Here is a 17336-nt window from a genome sequence, read left to right as displayed (position 1 = left end):
TCCGTCATCCGTCGTCCGTCCCAACTATGGCCTAGGCTCCCCGCCGAAACTCGACCTTGGGCACCGCCCGCTCCGCCACGTCCTCGATTTCCCACAGCTCGGCGGGCGACGCGCCCGCGAACCCGGCGACCATATTGCCCGGGAACTGCTGCTGCTTGGTGTTGTACTGCGTGGCGGTGTCGTTGTAGAGCTGCCGCGAGAAGCTGACCTTGTTCTCGGTGCTCGCGAGCTCCTCCTGCAGGCTCTTGAGATTGTTGCTGGCCTTGAGGTCGGGGTAGGCTTCGACGACGGCAAGCAGGCGGCCCAGCGAGCCGGTCAGCTGCGCCTCGGCGGCAGCGGTGGCCTTCACGTGCTGCGGGTCGAGCCCGGCGGCGGCCTTCACGGCGGTATTGCGCGCCTCGACGACGGCCTGGAGCGTCTCGCGCTCGTGGTCCATCGCCCCCTGCACGGTGCTGATCAGGTTGGGGATGAGGTCGTGACGGCGCTTGAGCTGCACGTCGATCTGCTTGAGGGCGTTCGCGGTCTGGTTCCGGAGGGCGATGAGCCCGTTGTACACGGAGATGAAGACCACGACGAGGACGACGAGAATAATCCCGAACAGCATCACGGCGGACTCCTGACGGTTGGGGGTGCCACCAAAAGGTACGGGGGGCGACGCCGCTTGGCATCGCCCCCCGTGCTTACGCGCCCAGTCGGGCGCCGTTTCAATCGGCCTTCTTCGCGCCAGCCAGCTTGTCCTGGATCCACGTGAGCGGAATCAGGAACAGCGGCGTCAGGAAGAAGCCGAGGAGGATGTTGATCCAGGTGAGACCCACATAGTAGGCGCCCATCCCGAGACCGGCCCAAAGGGTGCCGAGGGGACCGCCGAATGACTGTTCCACGTCGTCGCTCCGTGAGTGTGACCGGGGTGAAGACCTACGTCGGGAAGTATCTTAGCCGAGTGCCGATGCAAAGTGAAGCGCTGATGCGGGTTGCCCGTTCCCTCGACGCACTGCCGCCGGGCCGTTGGCTGCTCGCGGTCAGCGGCGGCCGCGATTCAATGGTCCTTCTGGACGCGATGGCCGCGTGGCGGGGCGGGGAAATCGCCGGCGTGGCCAGTTTCGACCACGGCACGGGACCGGCGGCGCGGAAGGCGGTGCAACTGGTGGAGCGGACGGCCCTCAGGCTCGAGCTGCCGGCGGTCACGGGCGCGTTGCCGCCGGGCGCGGCCAGCGACGAAGCCAGTTGGCGCGCAGCGCGCTTGCAGTTTCTGCGGGCCTGGGCGGCCGAGCTCGGTGCTGAGGTGGTGACGGCTCACACGCGGGATGATCAGATCGAGACGGTGGTGCTGCGCATCCTGCGGGACGCCGGCGCGCGCGGTTTAGCGGGAATGCTCGGCAGCGCCGGTCGTCCCTTCCTGTCGCTCGGCCGAAGCGACATCGCGGCCTACGCAGCCGCGCGGAAACTGCAGTTCGTCGAGGATCCCTCGAACCGCTCGATGGCCTTCGCGCGGAACCGCGTACGGCACGAGATCCTGCCGGCGCTGGAGCGTGCGCAGCCGGGCTTCTCCGACTGGTGCTGGGAGCTGTCCAAGCGGGCTTCGGCGCTGCGCGCTGAGGTCGCGGCCTGGGTGGACGCCGTGCTGCTGCCGGTACATCCGGAGCCCTCGGCGGTGGCGGTGCCTGCCGAGCCGCTCGCGGCGCTCTCGGTTGATGCGACTGCGGTGGTGTGGCCGGAGCTCGCCGCCCGGGTCGGCGTGACGATGGATCGCCGCGGCATCGCCCGGGTGGCCGAGTGGGCGCCGGGGGCAAAGCCGAAGGGCCGGATCCAGCTCGCGGGAGGGGCAGAAGTGCTGCGCACGGCCAGCACTTTCGTGATTCGGCTTCTATATTGATGCAGATGACCAGCACCTCCGCCTCTGGCGATCCCCGGCTGCGGGGCCGCGCCGTCAAGCGCGTGGCCTTCGACGAGCAGGCCATCGCCGCGCGCGTTCGGGAACTGGGGGAGGAAATCACCGCTTCCTATCCAGACGGCGACCTGCTGGTGCTCGGCCTGCTCAAGGGGAGCTTCGTCTTCCTGGCGGACCTGGTCCGCGAGATCCGGCGGCCGCTGCACGTGGACTTCCTGGTGGCCTCGAGCTACGGCGCGGGGACGATTTCATCCGGGAACGTCCAGCTGGTGTATGACCCGAAGACGGAACTGGAGGGGAAGCACATCCTGCTGGTCGAGGACATCGTGGATTCCGGCCGCACGCTGCAGGTGCTGGTGGACCTGCTGCGGGACCGGAAGCCGAAGTCGCTCGAGATCTGTGCCCTCCTGCACAAACACATCGCGGAGCACCTCGCGCACCCGGTGAAGTACGTCGGGTTCGATGCCCCGCACGAATTCCTCGTAGGCTACGGGTTGGACCACGCGGAGGATTTCCGCCACGTCCCCTACGTAGCGAGTCTGGAGTAGCAATGGCGAATGCCCCTCAACAGAAGCCCGGCGGGTTCGGGCGCGCGTCGCGGACCCTCTCGCTGTGGGTCCTGGCGTTCCTCGTGCCCTTCGTCTTCTTCCAGATGACGTCAGGGCGCAACGAGCAGTCGCCCCCGATCGACTATTCGGCGTACCTGCAGCAGCTGAACTCGGACAACATCTCGCGCGTGACGATCATCGGCGGGCGCGAGGTCAACGGTGAGTTCAAGTCGCGCGTGTCGATCGACGGCCGCGAGGTGCGCCGCTTCTCGACGAAGTTCCCGGTGCACAACTCGGAGACCGAGATTGAGCGCCTGAACGCCAAGCAGGTGCTCATCAAGGCCGAGGACCAGCGCCTGTCGATGGGCGCGATCCTGCTGCAGATGCTGCCGTGGATCATCATCATCGGCATCTGGGTGTTCTTGCTGCGCCAGATGCAGGCGGGCGGTAACAAGGCGTTCTCGTTCGGCAAGTCGAAGGCCAAGCTGCTCTCAGGCGACACGCCGAAGGTGACCTTTGCCGACGTCGCCGGTGCGGACGAGGCCAAGGTCGAGCTGCGCGAGATCATCGAGTTCCTCAAGGACCCGGCCAAGTTCACGAAGCTCGGCGGTCGGCTGCCGAAGGGCGCGCTGCTCGTGGGCCCGCCGGGCACGGGCAAGACGCTGCTCGCCAAGGCGGTGGCTGGCGAGGCGGGGCGTCCGTTCTTCTCGATGTCGGGTTCCGACTTCGTGGAGATGTTCGTGGGCGTCGGCGCGAGCCGTGTGCGCGACCTCTTCGAGCAGGGCAAGGCGAACGCGCCTTGCATCATCTTCATCGACGAGATCGACGCGGTCGGTCGCCACCGCGGCGCCGGCTTGGGCGGTGGGCACGACGAACGCGAGCAGACGCTGAACCAACTGCTCGTGGAGATGGACGGCTTCGAGTCCAACGACGGCGTCATCCTCATCGCCGCGACGAACCGTCCGGACGTGCTGGACCCGGCGCTGCTGCGCCCGGGCCGCTTCGATCGGCAGATCGTGGTGGACGCGCCGGACCTGCGTGGACGCGAAGGCATCCTCAAGGTGCACGTGCGCAACAAGCCGTTGGCCGAGGACGTGGACATCCACCGCCTCGCGCGTGGCACGCCGGGGATGGCCGGCGCGGACCTCGCCAACCTCGTGAACGAGGCAGCGCTGCTCGCGGCCCGCAACAACCACGACAAGATCTATATGGTGGACTTCGAGAACGCGAAGGATCGCGTGATGCTCGGCGCCGAGCGGAAGTCCCTGGTGATGAAGGAAGACGAGCGTCGCCTCACGGCCTTCCACGAGGCCGGGCACGCGGTCTGCGCAATCCGCGTGAAGGGCAACGACCCGCTGCACAAGGTGACGATCGTTCCGCGTGGCCGTGCGTTGGGCCTCGCGTTCACGTTGCCGGAAGACGACCGCGTGTCGGTGACGCGCGAGCAGCTGGAGGCGCGCCTCGTGATGGCCTACGGCGGTCGCGTGGCCGAGGAGATCGTCTTCGGGCGCGACCGCGTGACCACCGGCGCCGCCAGCGACATCCAGCAGGCCACCGGCATCGCGCGGCGCTATGTGTCGCAGTGGGGGCTCTCGGACGCCATCGGCCCGATCCTCGTCGGCGACAACGAGCAGGAAGTCTTCCTCGGGCGCGAGCTCAACTCGCGGCGCCAGGTGTCCGAGCGCACGGCCCAGCAGGTGGACGACGAGGTCGCGCGCGTGATCAACGAGGCGTACAACCGCGCGATGGATACGCTGACGACGCATCGGCCGCTGCTGGATGCGATCGCCAACGCACTGCTCGAGCGCGAGACGCTGACACGCGAGGACATCGCGTTCCTCGAGCGCGGCGAGGACCTGCCGCCACGCAAGGAGCCGCCCTCGGCCGCCGCGATCCCGCCGGTCACCGCCAAGGAACCCGAGCCGCGTCGCGTGCCGCCGGTGATTGGCGGGCCGGAGCCGTCGCCGGCCTGACCTATTGTTGCGAACAGGCGCGGAGGTCAGCGACTGCTCGAGGTGATCGAGCGAAGGGAGAGCCCGACGTCGGGCTCTCCCTTCGCGTTTGGCAACGTTTCGCCGTTCGCGACTGTCTGACGTTCAGCCTCCCACCGAGAACTCAATGATGCTCCGAACGCTCTTGCTCGCGACGGCCGTGATGCTTGCGGCCTGCACCTCCGATGCGCCGGCGCCGGATGCCGGGGCGGGGTTGGTGACCGTCTTCGACTCGTCGCGCGCGGACACCATCATTGCGCGCACGGCGGGCAGCGTTGCGCCGGCCCGCGTCCAAGGCGTGCGGGAGGAAATGCGCATCGCGCCGGCGATGGACGACACGACGCTCTTCGCCGAGGTCAGCGAGTCTGACGTCGGGCCGAGCGGCGAACTGTACGTCTTCGACCAGCCGAATCAGGTGCTGCTGATCTTCGACTCCACGGGTGCGCTGCAACGTCGTGTGGGCCGGCGGGGCGCCGGGCCGGGAGAGTTCTATTCCAACAATGGAATGGTCGTGCTGCGCGACGGACGTCTCGCGCAGTGGGGCGCGCGCAACGGGCGCGTGTCATTCTTCTCGCCGGACGGCGACTTCCTGACGAGTTGGGCGGTGCCGACGGGGTTCAGTACCTCCAACGGGATCCGCACGGACAGCAGCGGGACGCTCTATGCGTATCGTCCGGTCACGGCGCCTCGGGACGGGGGATTGAATCGACCCGGGATTCCCGGAGACTCGGTTAGCTGAGTCCCAGGGCCGCAGTCACGGCCTGGGTGTGATAATACTGAGTTTCGTACTCCGCCGGCGGGATGTCCCCCAGCGGCTGCATCAGCCGCTGGCTGTTACTCCAGCGTCGCATACTCCACGTCCTCCAGGCCCTTCCACGGCCCGAGATGATAGATGACCTCCGCCTTGTACGGCGCGTTGGTCGACTCGGCCAGCGCGTTGTCGTACGCGTCGCCGCGACTGCCGACGCTCGATTCGATGCCGGCCTCGAGAGGTCGGTCTGTGTAGCGGATCGCGAGGTACTGCGAGCCGTGATCGCTGTGGTGCACGAGCGGACCATCGAGCGCCCGGTCGTAGAGCGCCTGCTCCAGCGCGTCGAGCGCGAGGTCCGTGCGCAGGGTCGCCGTCGCCCGCCAGCCGACGATGCGCCGTGAGTAGGCATCGGTCACGAAGGCCACGTACACAAAGCCGCGCCACGTCGGCACGTACGTGAGATCCGACACCCACAGCTGGTTCGGGCGCGTCGCCGTGAAGTTGCGCTGCACGAGATCCTGCGGCCGGTGCGCCGCCGGCTCCGGAATGGTCGTCGTGACCCGGCGCCCGCGCACCACCCCGCGCAGGCCCATCGCCTTGAAGACGCGCGTCACGGTGCAGCGCGCCACCACGCGGCCCTCCCGGCGGAGCTGCTTCCATGCCTTGCGCGCCCCGTAGCGCCCACGCGTCGCCGCCCACACGCGCTGGAGCTCCGGCCGGAGCGCCGCATCCGCGCGGCTGCGGGCCGGCAGGCGCGACGGGTCGCGCTCGCGCGCCTTCGTCTCGTAGTAGGTCGACGGAGCGATCGGCAGCACCGCGCAGATCGGCTCGACTCCGTACGCCGCGCGGTGCGCGTCGATGAAGGCCACCATCAGCTGGGTCGGCGGTCGAGCTCCGCCAAGGCGAAATACGCCGACGTCTTCTTCAGAATCTCGTTCGCGCGCTTGAGCTCGCGGTTCTCGCGCTCGAGCTCCTTCAGGCGCGCGACGTCATCCGTCGTCGGCCCGGGCCGCTGGCCGGTGTTCCGCTCGTGCTCGCGAATCCAGTTCCGGAGCGTCTCGGTGTGGCAGCCGATCTTCTCGGCGATCGAGCGGATGGCGGCCCCCTGCGAGCCGTGGGCGGGGGCCTGGTCCAGCACCATCCGGATGGCGCGTTCGCGGAAACTCAGGCGAATATGGGGGACGTTCGGGCATGACTCCAACCTCTCACGAAGTGGAGCCTCCGGCAAACCCGGGTCGATTCACTTGCGGATGACAGATCCGGGCTGGCAGTGGAATGGGCCGGCGATTCCGACGACCAAGCCGCCGGTGGCGGGGCTTTCGGTGGGCCGCGACGGTCGCATTTGGGTGCGTGTGGCGGTGCAGTCGGTAGAAATCCCTCTGGAGGAGCGCGACGCGGCTGTTCCGAACCGCGCGCCACCGCGTCAGTTCCGCGACGAGAACGTCACGTACGAGGTGTTCGATCCGGATGGTCGTCTTGTCGGCCGCGTGGTGTTGCCGTGGTGCGCGACGTGGATGGAAGCCGATGGCGACGCGGTGTGGTACCTCGATCGCAACGAAGACGGGCTGCCGGCCGTAGTGCGGGCACGGGTGACGCCGAGGTTCTTCTAGCGCGAGATCAGAAACTGAAGGGCGCTCGATGGACGGTCTCGGATCCGTCCGAATCGCGCGATACGAGGTAGACGTGCCTGCGCCCCAAGGCCGCCAATCGGTATCCGTGAGGCAGTCGCACGATTCCCTTCAGGTTGCCTGTCCGGTCGAATACATCGAAGCGCGGCGGTTCGGTTGCTGGCGTGGTACGGCGCACCCAGAGTGTGCCATCCGTGGCGATGAACAACGCAGGAAAACGATCGGTGTGAAATGGCGGGAGTATGTCAGGCCACTCGAATGCCGTGCTGGCGTTCATCTGGCCAGCGCGCTGGATGGCCAGTTCAGCGGTTGTCGCGCGCTTTGTCGCGTCATCGATGCGATACGGTCGTGCCGTCTGAATCGGCCCTTCCACGGTGCGCCCATCCGGAGCGATGACGATTGCGCGGTACGGTGCCAACTGCACGACGAATGTCCATCCGGCGGTATCGGCCATCCAGAGGTCGGGCAACGTCGGGAATGGCGATACGATTCTGTCCGATGCCCGCCCGACGGCAGGGCCTCCTGCGGTGCCGACTGGTGGTGTTTGGCGACTGGCTCGTCGGTGCAGCGGAGTGAGGTTGGCGGAGGTCGGATCCCACCGGAAAATCGAGACGCCGGATCGGTCAGTGCGCTCCAAGACCACCGTTCGCGCCTGACCTGGATGGCCGCTGAGTCGCATGGTGCTGCGAATCAGCGCATCGTCCGTGCCGGTTTGCCAGAACCCTGAAGGGGTTCCGGCTCCGTCCAAGAGCAGCAGGCGCTCGTTTTCTGCGTCGGCCACGGCCGCACCGCCGCCGGGTGTGGCCACGAGTCGTGTCGCGTACGCGACCTCGTTTGGGCCTGAGCCGTTGCGGATGGGTTCGGTAATTCGCTGTGTGTCAAAGTCGGCGACGACAATGCGGCGCTCCGTTCGGTCCAGCAAGACGACTTTCCCGCTGGCGAGTTCCACCATTGCGGTGATGACGCTGAAGGTCTCATCGAGTGCTGCGGTGGGCGGCGGGATGTGTTTGGTGGTTTGGCCAATGGCTTGTACTGGAAAACTCCATACAGCGAGGAACGTGAGCACGAGTTGAAGATTGGGCTGTAGCAGTTTCATCCGTCCTCCTGTATAAACGTACAACAACATGTCACTGTAAACTATTTTGATGTTGCCAAGACCTGCAATAGCCAATAAAATTTATCGCGACATTGGGTCGCAGTGCGTATACCCACCTAAGGAGGAAGACAATGGGTTCTCGAAAACGGTTGCTTCAGGCAATCACAGTTGTTGCGCTTGCCGCATCCAGCGCCTTGGTCTCGTCGCTGAGTGCGGCGACGACCTCAAGTGGTTCGTGGTGGTGCGCGAACTCGTGCTCCGGTACTGCTGTCTGCAACCCCGGAGGCGGTTCGTGCTTTCCGGCCTCGTGCCTTGGGATCGATGATCAGTGGTACGACTACACTATCCACTGCTTCGAACAGTGAGTGTCCATTGGCTGGTCGCAGCACCTGTTGCGACCAGCCAACCGGGACACGTCGGTCCTACCAACCTCCTTCTTTAAGACAGCGATACAAATGTCCCAGTCACTTGATCGAGCAGTGTCCTTTTCAATCGTTATCGCTGCCCTTGCGGTGGCTGCTGCCGCTATAAAAATGGCGTTTTGGCAACCACGCCGCTCCATGATCTCTGGGCCAGTTCCTGCTGTTTCGATCGTGCCGGACTCTGAGCGGCGTGCGCTTGAAGATGTAGGGATCGAACTGGCTAAAGCCAAGGTAGAGCCGCACGTGAGATTAGTCGAATTCACAGACCTGGAATGTCCCGCGTGTCGCAGTTTCCATAGAGCAGTGTCCGAGGTATCCGCTGAGTTTCCTGGTGCGGTTGGCATGACGTTCGTTCATTTCCCGCTGGAGATGCACCGCTTCGCGCTTCCTGCGGCCAGGGCGATGGAGTGCGCCGATTCTTTCGGCGCAGCTTCGACATTCGTTGATGTCGTGTTTGCTCATCAGGATTCTCTCGGCTTAATCGGCTGGGGAGAACTCGCACGCCGAGCGGGGATTGCCGACACTTCACGCATAGCTATATGTGCGAATAGTGCCGCTCGTTTTGATCGCATCGATCGCGGCATCGAAGTTGGCGGCCGTCTAGGAGTGAATGCTACCCCAACTGTTTATCTCGATGGGACGCTCCTTGGGGCACCATCAGTTGCCGTGCTTCGTCAGGCGATCAGAGATCGACTCAATAAAGACTGACGGCTTTTTCACTGGGTGCGCACCGCTCATAGGCTGTATCCGAGCACTACCCACTAACTGGCTTGACGTGCCCCCCTTTTCTGTACCAGCGATTATGCCGGTCCCGGGGTCAGGGCGGTCGAAGTTGTAGCATCGGCAAGCGCGAGCGCAAACTCGCGCGGGGTGCGGTCCTTGAGCCGGCTGTGCGGCCGCTCGCATTCGTAGTCGATGCGCCACGCTTCGATCGTCCGTTGGGCATCGGCAAGGTTGACAAACCAGCTCTCGTTCAGGCACTCGTCCCGGAACGTCCCGTTGAAGCTCTCGATGAAGGCGTTCTGGACCGGCTTCCCCGGGTCCATGGAGTCGAGCACCACCTGGTGGCGATGGGCCCACGCATCGAGCGCCGCGCTCACGAACTCGGGCCCGTAGTACATCTGGAAGGAGGATGGCCAGCCGATCAAAGCGGCGGCATCCTGGATGGTATCCCGACCACCAGGAGCACCGATGACGACTGGCCATCCCTTCCCTGAAGATGTCGTTCCCGGCACGTGGGTTGCAATCGACGTAGCCAAGGACGCCCACGAGGTGCTGATCGCCCATGGCGCGCGACACGAGCGGTGCCGCGTGGAGAACTCGCTGGCGGCGGTGTCACGGCTCGTGGCGCACCTGCAGTCGTTGCCGCAGCCCGTGCGAGTGGGACTGGAGCCGACTGGCGTCTACCATCGGCCGCTGGCGTACCGACTGCTCCAGGCCGGCTTCGACGTGCGCTTCGTCGCGTCGCTCACCTGCGCTCGGTACCGAGAGGCGCGCTATTCCTCGTGGGACAAGAACGACGCGAAGGATGCACGCGTGATCCTGGAAGTGCTGCAGCAGGGGATGACGATGCGCTACATCGAGCCGCTCGTTGCCGGGTGGCACGACGCACAGGAAATCTCGAAGGCGTACTGGCAGGTGACCCTGGCGCGGACGCGCGTGCAGCATAGCCTGCTGACGCACTTCCTGCCGCTCTACTGGCCGGAGTTCGCACGCTATTGGCGCACCTCGCGCAGTGAGGCGTTTGTCAGCCTCCTGCTGGCCTTCCCGACGCCGCAGCACATCACGGCGCTCACCGAGAAGGCGTTCCTCGAGGCGGCGTGGAAACCCGCCGGTCGCAAGGTCGGGAAGGCGGCATGGCTGCGTGGCGTGTATGAGCTGGCGCAGCGCTCGCTGGCCCTGCCCGTGCCGCCGGACAGTCCCGCGGTGCAGGCTGCCCGCCTGCGTCTCCAAACCTTTCTCGACCTGTCGCGGCAGCGTGCGGCGCTCGAGGCGTGGGCGGACCACCTGCTCGGCGTCCACCCCGACTATCAGCTGTTGCAGACCATTCCAGGCATTGGACCTGTCTTCGCCCTCACCATTCTCGCCGAGGGGGGCGACCTCCGCCGCTTCGGCCACCACCGCCAGTTCCTGAAGTTCTGCGGCCTGGACCTGGCCAAGGCGCAGTCCGGCCAGTCGAAGGGGCAGGAGCAGCTGTCCAAGCGCGGCAACAGCCGCCTGCGCTGCGCCTTCTGGTTCGCCGGCCGCGTCGCCGTCCGCAGTCGCGAGGACTCCGTGCGCGACAAGTTCGAGCGCTACATGGCGACGGCGCCCAAGAGCGCCGATCGTCGGCGCAAGGCCTACACCGCCATCGCCGCGAAGATGGCACGGATCGCCTATGCCGTAGTCAAGACCGGTCAGCCGTACCGCGCGTACTTCGAACACGACGTCCCCAGTGAATCGACTCCGATCAACCGTGCCGTCGAGGCGCTTGCGACCTCGTAGACAATGCTCGAGCCTTCCACTGGGCCCTCATGCTGTGTTGAGACTGCTGAGCGCGTCGCGTCGCTACGCGACGATGCTGCGTACCGCACTATGGTGAGCAGGGGACTCGTGTTCCGTGGAAGTCCACCGGGGGTCGTGTGCCCGTCGCGCTTCACCTCTCCTGGCGTCCTTCTGGGCGCCCAAGGCATCACTGTGCCTACGCAACTCTTGACAGCGGATGTAGACCGTTGTCATACACGATCGCATGCGGATACCCGCGCACGGCCGCGACGCGGTCGAGCACGCGCACCACGCGCTCCCCGGGGAGCGATACGTCGACCTCGATTGCGGGGCACTCCCGTGTGCAGTCGTCCACGAGGGTGAAGCATCGGAACACCCGACCACCGCCGAGCGTGTCGCGCACGAAGTCCATGCTCCAGCGCTGGTTCGGGCGCGTCGGCACCGCCACCGGGACGCGCGGCACCACCGCGCGCCGCTTCCGCCGCCGGCGACGCACCTGCAACCCCTCCTGCTGGTACAGGCGCTGGACGCGCTTGCGGTTGATCGGCCAGCCCTCGCGCCGGAGCACCCGCGTCAGTTGCCGATAGCTCCAGCGCCGCGTCGGACGGTCGCACGGACACGTAGCGCTGCGTCGACCGGGCGAAGCCGGTGAAGCGGCACACCGTGCGCTCCGACACCTCGGCGGTGGTCAGCACGTGGTGGACGGCCGTCCGCCGCTGCTCGGGCATCACCACTTTTCTCCCGGCAGGTCCTTCACGACCTGCAGGTTCAGGGCCTGGTCGGCGACGATCCGCTTGGGCTGCCGGTTTTCTTCTTCCATCGCCTTCAGCCGATGGGCCTCGTTCACCTGAAGGCCGCCGTACTTCCGGCGCCAGTGGTGGATCGTCGTCTCGCTCACGCCGATCCGGCGGCACACCTCCGCAAGCTTGGCGCCCGCCTCGAGCTCCTGCAGGAACCCCACGATCGGCGCTTCCGTGAATCGACTCTTCGCATGGGTCCTCTTCGGTGGAGGACCGCCAGTATAACTGGACCAGGATCCGGGGGTCACGTCAAGCTCCCTACCGAGGACCCATAACCCTCAGTATTTTCAAACGGTTATGGGTTTTCCGTGGCTCAACGAACGGGTGGCCGAAATCCGCGGTGAAATCGCGGGTGCCATCCGGCGCGGGGGGCATGGGCAGGAGGTCCGGCTGATTGCCGTGACCAAGACGCACGGCCCTGAGGCGGTGCTCGCGGCTGCCGCCGCGGGCATCCACGACGTCGGCGAGAACAAGGTGCAGGAAGCGCTCTCGAAGCAAGAGGCGCTACGGGCAGCAGGCACGATGCCTGCCGGTCTGACCTGGCACCTGATTGGGCATCTGCAGACCAACAAGGTGAAGGCGCTGCCGCAGTTCCGGCTGTTCCACGCGCTGGACCGCGCGAAGCTCGCCGACGAGGCAGCGGCGATGGCGGCGAAGCTCGGCGTCACGCTCGATGTGCTGGTGCAAGTGAATGTGGCTGGCGAGGACACGAAGGGCGGCTATGTGCCGGCTGCGCTGGCGTCGGAGGCGGAGCGGTTGCGAGGCCTGCCGAACCTGCGCGTGCGCGGCGTGATGACGATGGCGCCGTTTGACGCGCCGGAGTCGGTGCTGCGGGCGGTGTTCCGCGGGGCGCGAGAGGCTCGCGACGTGCTGCGGGCCGCCGGGCATCCGGCGGACGAGTTGTCGATGGGAATGAGCGGGGACTATCTGATCGCCGTCGAGGAAGGGGCCACCTTGGTCCGCCTCGGCACGATCCTCTTCGGGACGAGGCACTAGATGAGCGAGCATCTCGAGGGCGGCGACGACATCTTCCGCCTCACGCCGGTGGACGTGCGACGCTATGACTTCGGCTCCGCGATGCGCGGCTACGACCGCCAACGCGTGGACCAGTTCCGCGAGCAACTCGCGGAGGAGCTGGAGCGCCTGACGCGCCAGAACAGCGAGCTCGAGACCAAGCTGCGCAACTTTCACGAGCAGCTCAAACACTATCGCGAGCGCGATAAGGCCATCAATGAGGCGCTGGTCTCGGCACAGCAACTGCGCGAGGACGTGAAGGAGCAGGCGGCGCGCGAGGGCGAATTGATGCGGCGCGAGGCCGAAGCGGCGGCGCAGCAGATTATCGCCGAGTCGCGGCAGCAATTGTCGCAACTGCAGATGGAGATCGAATCGCTGGACCGTACGCGCCGCGCCTACCTGGCGCAGATGCGCGCCATCGCCGAGCGGCACATCGCCGAGGCGGACGCGCTGCTGGACTCTCCGCCGGCGCAGGGCTGAGTTGACGACGATGGCACTGACACCCGCCGACGTCGCGCGCGCGGCGGATGCCATCCGCGCGCGCAGCGTAATCGCGCCCGAAGTGGCCATCATCCTCGGGACCGGGCTCGGCGGCTTGGCCTCGGCCATCGCCGTGTCCGATGCCATTCCCTACGGCGACGTCCCGGGGTTCCCGGAGTCGACGGTGGAATCGCATTCGGGCCGGCTGCTGCTCGGCACGCTCGGGGGCAAGCGCGTCGTGGCGATGCAGGGTCGCTTCCACCGCTACGAGGGTTACTCGCTGCAGCAGGTGACGCTGCCGGTGCGGGTGATGCAGGCGCTGGGCGCGCGGACGCTGGTGGTCAGCAACGCCTGCGGCGGCATCCGCGCCGACTGGGCTCCCGGTGACTTGATGGCGATCGCCGACCACATCAACCTGCTCGGCGACAACCCGCTGGTGGGGCCGCACCACGCCGAATGGGGTGCGCGCTTTCCGGATATGTCGGCTGCCTACGACGCCGAGCTGCGCGCGCGGGCCGCGGCGGTCGCGGCGGAGCAGGGGACGACGCTGCGCAGCGGCGTGTACGCGGCGGTGATGGGCCCGAACCTCGAGACGCGCGCCGAGTACGCGATGCTGCGCACGATGGGCGCGGACGTGGTGGGGATGAGCACGGTGCCTGAGGTCATCGTGGCGCGCCAGCTTGGGATGCGCGTGCTGGGGCTGTCGATCATCACCGACGCCTGCGTGCCCGAGACGCTGGAGGAGGCATCGCTGGGGAAGATTCTCGAAGTGGCGGCGGTGGCCGAGCCGAAGCTCACCGCGCTGGTGCGTGGCGTGGTGGAGCGCCTATGACGACGAAGACGCCGATGCGATTCCGCACGATTGCGCCGGACCTGACGGCCGACGCCCTGGAGCAGGAAGTGCAGGCGCGTTGGACGCGCGACGGTGTGTTCGCCGCGGCGCAGGCGCAGCGCGCCGATGCGCCGGCTTGGGTGTTCTACGAGGGTCCGCCGACGGCCAACGGCAAGCCGGGCATCCATCACGTGTTCGCGCGCACGGTGAAGGACCTATTCTGTCGTCATCGCGCGATGCTCGGGCATCACGTGCCGCGCAAGGCTGGCTGGGATACGCACGGCTTGCCGGTGGAGATCGAAGTCGAGAAGCAGCTCGGCATCAGCGGCAAGCAGGACATCGAACGCATCGGCGTGGGCGAGTTCAATCGCCGCTGCCGCGAAAGCGTGTGGACCTACAAGGGCGAGTGGGAGCAGGTCTCGGAGCGGATGGGCTATTGGCTGGACTACGCCGATCCGTATGTCACGTACGAGAACGCGTACGTGGAGAGCGTGTGGTGGGCGCTGAAGACGCTGCACACGCGGGGGCTGCTGTATCAAGGGCACAAGATCCTGCCCTACTGTGCGCGGTGTGGGACGGCGCTTTCCTCGCACGAGCTCGCGCAGGGATATGAGGATGTGGAGGATCCGAGCGTGTATGTGGCGCTGGATCTGACGGGAGACGTGAGACTTGAGACGGGAGCGAACGGCCCTCACGTCTCAAGTCTCACGTCTCAAGTCCGGCGTCGCATCATCGTCTGGACCACAACCCCCTGGACCCTCGTCTCCAACGTCGCGCTGGCGGTGCATCCGGAGCTGCACTATGTGGAGCTGCGAAAGAAGAACGTCTCGGATTGGACGATCATTCTCGCCGAGGCGCGCGCCGCGGCGGTGCTCGGTGCGGACTACGCCGACCGCTGGGAGCGGGTGGCCCTGCTGAAGGGCGCAGACCTGGTGGGGATGTCGTACAAGCGGCCGCTCGATTGGGTGGAGTATCCTGACGACGGGCGGACGCAGGTGATCGTCGGCGAGGAGTTCGTCTCCGCCGATGACGGTTCGGGCGTGGTCCATATGGCGCCGGCCTTCGGCGCGGACGACTACGCGGCAGGGCAGCGGCACGGCTTGGCCTTCGTGAACCCGGTGAACGCACGCGGTGAGTTCCCGGCGGAGATGCCGCTGGTGGGCGGCAAGTTCGTGAAGGACGCCGACGCGGCGATCATCGAGGAGCTCGAGCGTCGAGACCAGCTGTGGAAGGCGCAGAAGTTCCTGCACTCGTACCCGCATTGCTGGCGCTGCGGCACGCCGCTGCTGTATTACGCGCGCGGCAGTTGGTTCGTGCGCACGACGGCGTACCGGGACGAGATGATGGCGCGCAACGCGGCCGTCAACTGGAATCCGCCGGAGATCGGGTCGGGGCGCTTCGGGTCGTGGCTGGAGAACAACATCGACTGGGCGATCTCGCGCGACCGCTACTGGGGCACGCCGCTGCCGGTGTGGGTGAACGACGCGGATCCCACCGAGCTGGAGGTGATCGGGTCGTACGCCGAGCTCGCGGCGAAGGTGGGGACGCCGCTGCCCGCGGACTTCGACCCGCACAAGCCGCACATCGACCAGTACACGTGGCCGGCGCCCAGCGGCACCGGCACGATGCGGCGCGTGCCGGAAGTCATCGACACCTGGTTCGACTCGGGCTCGATGCCGTTCGCGCAGTGGGGCTATCCGCATCAGGCGGGCAGCGCCGAGCAGGTGGCGCGGTACTACCCGGCGGATTTCATCGCGGAAGGCGTGGACCAGACGCGCGGGTGGTTCTACTCGCTGCTGGCGATCGCGGCGGGGCTGGGGGACGCACTGCCGGGCAACGCTTCTGGGGCCTTGGACGGAAGACGGAAGCTGCAAGGGAACGGCAACGACAGCGCGGGTGCTGGCTCGCGTGACGCGTCGGCTGCTTTGGCGGGCGCGCCTTCCGTCTTCAGTCTTCCGTCCCCAGCCGCTCCCTATCGCGCGGTCGTGGTGAATGACTTGGTCTTGGACGCCAATGGCCAGAAGATGTCCAAGTCGCGCGGGAACACGGTGAATCCGCGCGGCGTGATGGAGAAGCACGGCGCGGATGCGCTGCGGCTCTTCCTGATGGCGAGTTCGCAGGTGTGGGTGCCGCGGCGCTTCGACGAGTCGGTGATCCGCGAGACGGCGGGGCGCTTTCTCGTCACGCTGCGCAACGTGTACTCGGGGATCTTCGCGCAGTACGCGAATTTCGGCTGGGAGCCGTCGGCGCAGGATCCGGCGGTGGCGGAGCGTCCGGTGTTGGATCGCTGGGTGCTCGCCGAACTCGAGCAGGTAGAACTCAGTGTCAACGAGGCGTTGCTGCGCTTTGATGCCACGGCGGCGGCGCGAATCCTGATCGAGTTCTTCACTGAGGGTGTCGCAAACTGGTACGTGCGACTGTCGAGGTCCCGGTTCTACGACGTTGGCGGTTCGGACAACCGGGCAGCATTCGCAACGCTGTACGAAGTCCTGCTTGTGACTTCTCGTTTGCTGGCGCCATTCGCACCCTTCATCTCCGACTGGATTCATTTTGAGCTCACGGGTAAATCCGTGCATCACGCGGATTTCGTGCGGCCGACGTCGGAGGCTCGCGAGGCGGCGGAGCGGCAGGTCGAACAGCTCGCGCTGCGCCAGGCGATGGATTCGGCGCGCATCCTGTGCCGACTTGGCCGCGCCGCGCGCGAGGTGGCCGGCATCAAGGTGCGCCAGCCGCTGGGCACGATGACCTGCGTGACGCCGGGCATCGCGCCGCAGTGGCACGCGATGATCGCGCCACTGGTGGCGGCCGAGCTCAATCTCAAGCAGGTGACCTTCGCCGACTCCGCCGCGGACTGGGTGCGGCTCGAAGGCAAGGCGAACTTCCCGGTGCTCGGCAAGGTGGTGGGTGCGGCGATGAAGGCGACCAAGCCGATCGTCGAGGCGCTCGACCAGGCGCAGCTGCGGCAGATCGAATCGGGTGGCGCGGTGACGGTGGAGGTGCCGGGCTACGGCGCGCTCGAGCTCGACGCGTCGCGCGTGACGATCACGGCCAAGGCCTCGACGTCCTTGGTGGTGCAACAGGGCGAGGGGATGTCGGTCGCCCTGGACCCGGCAGTGACGCCGGCGCTGCGCGCGGAAGGGATGGCGCGCGAAGTCGTAAGCCGTGTGCAGCGCCTGCGCAAGGACAGCGGCCTGGCGGTGAGCGACCGGATCCGCCTCGCGCTGGCGGCCCCGCAGGAGGTGCGGGAGGCGCTCCGCGTGCATCTTTCGTGGATCGCGAACGAAACGTTGGCCCGGGACTGCGTCATCGCCGACGCGCTTCCGGTACCCGCGTGGCCGGCGACCGCCGAGGTGGATCTCGACGGCCCGACCGCCCACATCGCCCTTTCCAAGGACAGCTGAT

Annotated in this window: 17 protein-coding genes, 1 pseudogene and 1 other annotated feature; of the genes and pseudogenes, 11 read left to right on the top strand and 7 right to left on the bottom strand. The window is 66.7% G+C overall.

Annotated elements, in window-relative coordinates:
- Positions 1–31 precede the first annotated feature (31 nt).
- Together KF689_07910 and KF689_07905 are read right to left on the bottom strand one after the other, a co-directional pair.
- Positions 32–604 carry a LemA family protein gene (locus tag KF689_07910; protein ID MBX3133292.1) on the bottom strand — a complete coding sequence of 191 codons (573 nt, stop codon included), beginning with the start codon at positions 602–604 and terminating at the stop codon, positions 32–34.
- A 100-nt stretch (positions 605–704) separates the two neighbouring features.
- Positions 705–881, bottom strand: coding sequence for a hypothetical protein (locus KF689_07905; protein ID MBX3133291.1), 177 nt, complete (start codon positions 879–881; stop codon positions 705–707).
- Positions 882–964: 83 nt separating this feature from the next.
- Here KF689_07905 and tilS point away from each other — a divergent pair, with 83 nt between their 5' ends.
- The 4 genes from tilS to KF689_07885 all read left to right on the top strand — a co-directional run bounded on the left by tilS (position 965) and on the right by KF689_07885 (position 5166).
- Entirely contained in the window at positions 965–1873 is a 909-nt protein-coding gene (tilS, locus tag KF689_07900; GenBank protein MBX3133290.1) for a tRNA lysidine(34) synthetase TilS, read from the top strand.
- Positions 1874–1878: 5 nt separating this feature from the next.
- Positions 1879–2436, top strand: a complete 558-nt coding sequence (hpt, locus tag KF689_07895; GenBank protein MBX3133289.1) for a hypoxanthine phosphoribosyltransferase — start codon at positions 1879–1881, stop codon at positions 2434–2436.
- Between the two features lie 2 nt (positions 2437–2438).
- On the top strand, positions 2439–4409 hold the full coding sequence (ftsH, locus tag KF689_07890) for an ATP-dependent zinc metalloprotease FtsH (GenBank protein ID MBX3133288.1): 1971 nt from the start codon (positions 2439–2441) through the stop codon (positions 4407–4409).
- Between the two features lie 145 nt (positions 4410–4554).
- The gene (locus tag KF689_07885; GenBank protein ID MBX3133287.1) at positions 4555–5166 is read left to right on the top strand and encodes a 6-bladed beta-propeller; all 612 of its coding nucleotides are present in this window, start codon (positions 4555–4557) and stop codon (positions 5164–5166) included.
- On the opposite strand, the pseudogene KF689_07880 reads toward KF689_07885, so the two are convergent.
- Positions 5159–6319: pseudogene (locus KF689_07880) on the bottom strand (IS3 family transposase). The gene KF689_07885 and the pseudogene KF689_07880 sit on opposite strands and share 8 nt — an antisense overlap.
- Positions 5976–6092 (bottom strand) — a sequence feature (AL1L pseudoknot). (Overlaps the previous pseudogene by 117 nt.)
- Positions 6320–6428: 109 nt before the next feature.
- Between KF689_07880 and KF689_07875 the strand changes: the two are divergent.
- Positions 6429–6788: a hypothetical protein gene (locus KF689_07875; GenBank protein ID MBX3133286.1), complete on the top strand. Its 360-nt coding sequence runs from the start codon at positions 6429–6431 to the stop codon at positions 6786–6788.
- A gap of 7 nt (positions 6789–6795) precedes the next feature.
- Here KF689_07875 and KF689_07870 read toward each other — a convergent pair whose 3' ends face one another.
- Positions 6796–7902 (bottom strand): hypothetical protein, encoded by a 1107-nt coding sequence (locus tag KF689_07870; GenBank protein MBX3133285.1) that lies wholly within the window; start codon positions 7900–7902, stop codon positions 6796–6798.
- A 479-nt stretch (positions 7903–8381) separates the two neighbouring features.
- Here KF689_07870 and KF689_07865 point away from each other — a divergent pair, with 479 nt between their 5' ends.
- Positions 8382–9032 carry a thioredoxin domain-containing protein gene (locus KF689_07865; protein MBX3133284.1) on the top strand — a complete coding sequence of 217 codons (651 nt, stop codon included), beginning with the start codon at positions 8382–8384 and terminating at the stop codon, positions 9030–9032.
- 92 nt (positions 9033–9124) lie between these two features.
- On the opposite strand, the gene KF689_07860 is transcribed toward KF689_07865, so the two are convergent.
- Positions 9125–9472, bottom strand: a complete 348-nt coding sequence (locus KF689_07860; GenBank protein ID MBX3133283.1) for an integrase core domain-containing protein — start codon at positions 9470–9472, stop codon at positions 9125–9127.
- Between the two features lie 43 nt (positions 9473–9515).
- On the opposite strand from KF689_07860, the gene KF689_07855 reads away from it, so the two are divergent.
- Positions 9516–10808, top strand: coding sequence for an IS110 family transposase (locus KF689_07855; GenBank protein ID MBX3133282.1), 1293 nt, complete (start codon positions 9516–9518; stop codon positions 10806–10808).
- Positions 10809–11004: 196 nt separating this feature from the next.
- On the opposite strand, the gene KF689_07850 is transcribed toward KF689_07855, so the two are convergent.
- Positions 11005–11376 (bottom strand): transposase, encoded by a 372-nt coding sequence (locus KF689_07850; GenBank protein ID MBX3133281.1) that lies wholly within the window; start codon positions 11374–11376, stop codon positions 11005–11007.
- Positions 11377–11535: 159 nt separating this feature from the next.
- Positions 11536–11769, bottom strand: coding sequence for a transposase (locus tag KF689_07845; protein ID MBX3133280.1), 234 nt, complete (start codon positions 11767–11769; stop codon positions 11536–11538).
- Positions 11770–11905: 136 nt separating this feature from the next.
- Here KF689_07845 and KF689_07840 point away from each other — a divergent pair, with 136 nt between their 5' ends.
- The 4 genes from KF689_07840 to ileS are packed head-to-tail and all read left to right on the top strand — an operon-like array spanning position 11906 to position 17335.
- A complete protein-coding gene (locus tag KF689_07840; protein ID MBX3133279.1) occupies positions 11906–12604 on the top strand; it encodes a YggS family pyridoxal phosphate-dependent enzyme in 699 nt (232 codons plus the stop codon).
- Positions 12605–13102, top strand: a complete 498-nt coding sequence (locus tag KF689_07835; GenBank protein ID MBX3133278.1) for a DivIVA domain-containing protein — start codon at positions 12605–12607, stop codon at positions 13100–13102.
- Between the two features lie 10 nt (positions 13103–13112).
- The gene (locus KF689_07830; GenBank protein MBX3133277.1) at positions 13113–13934 is read left to right on the top strand and encodes a purine-nucleoside phosphorylase; all 822 of its coding nucleotides are present in this window, start codon (positions 13113–13115) and stop codon (positions 13932–13934) included.
- Positions 13931–17335: an isoleucine--tRNA ligase gene (gene ileS, locus KF689_07825; protein MBX3133276.1), complete on the top strand. Its 3405-nt coding sequence runs from the start codon at positions 13931–13933 to the stop codon at positions 17333–17335. The genes KF689_07830 and ileS overlap by 4 nt, the downstream gene beginning before the upstream one ends.
- Position 17336: the final 1 nt, after the last annotated feature.

This window comes from Gemmatimonadaceae bacterium (genome assembly GCA_019637355.1).
Lineage (GTDB): Bacteria > Gemmatimonadota > Gemmatimonadetes > Gemmatimonadales > Gemmatimonadaceae > Pseudogemmatithrix.
The sequence above is the reverse complement of the archived record's forward strand: the minus strand, read 5'-3'. Positions and strand labels throughout refer to the sequence as shown.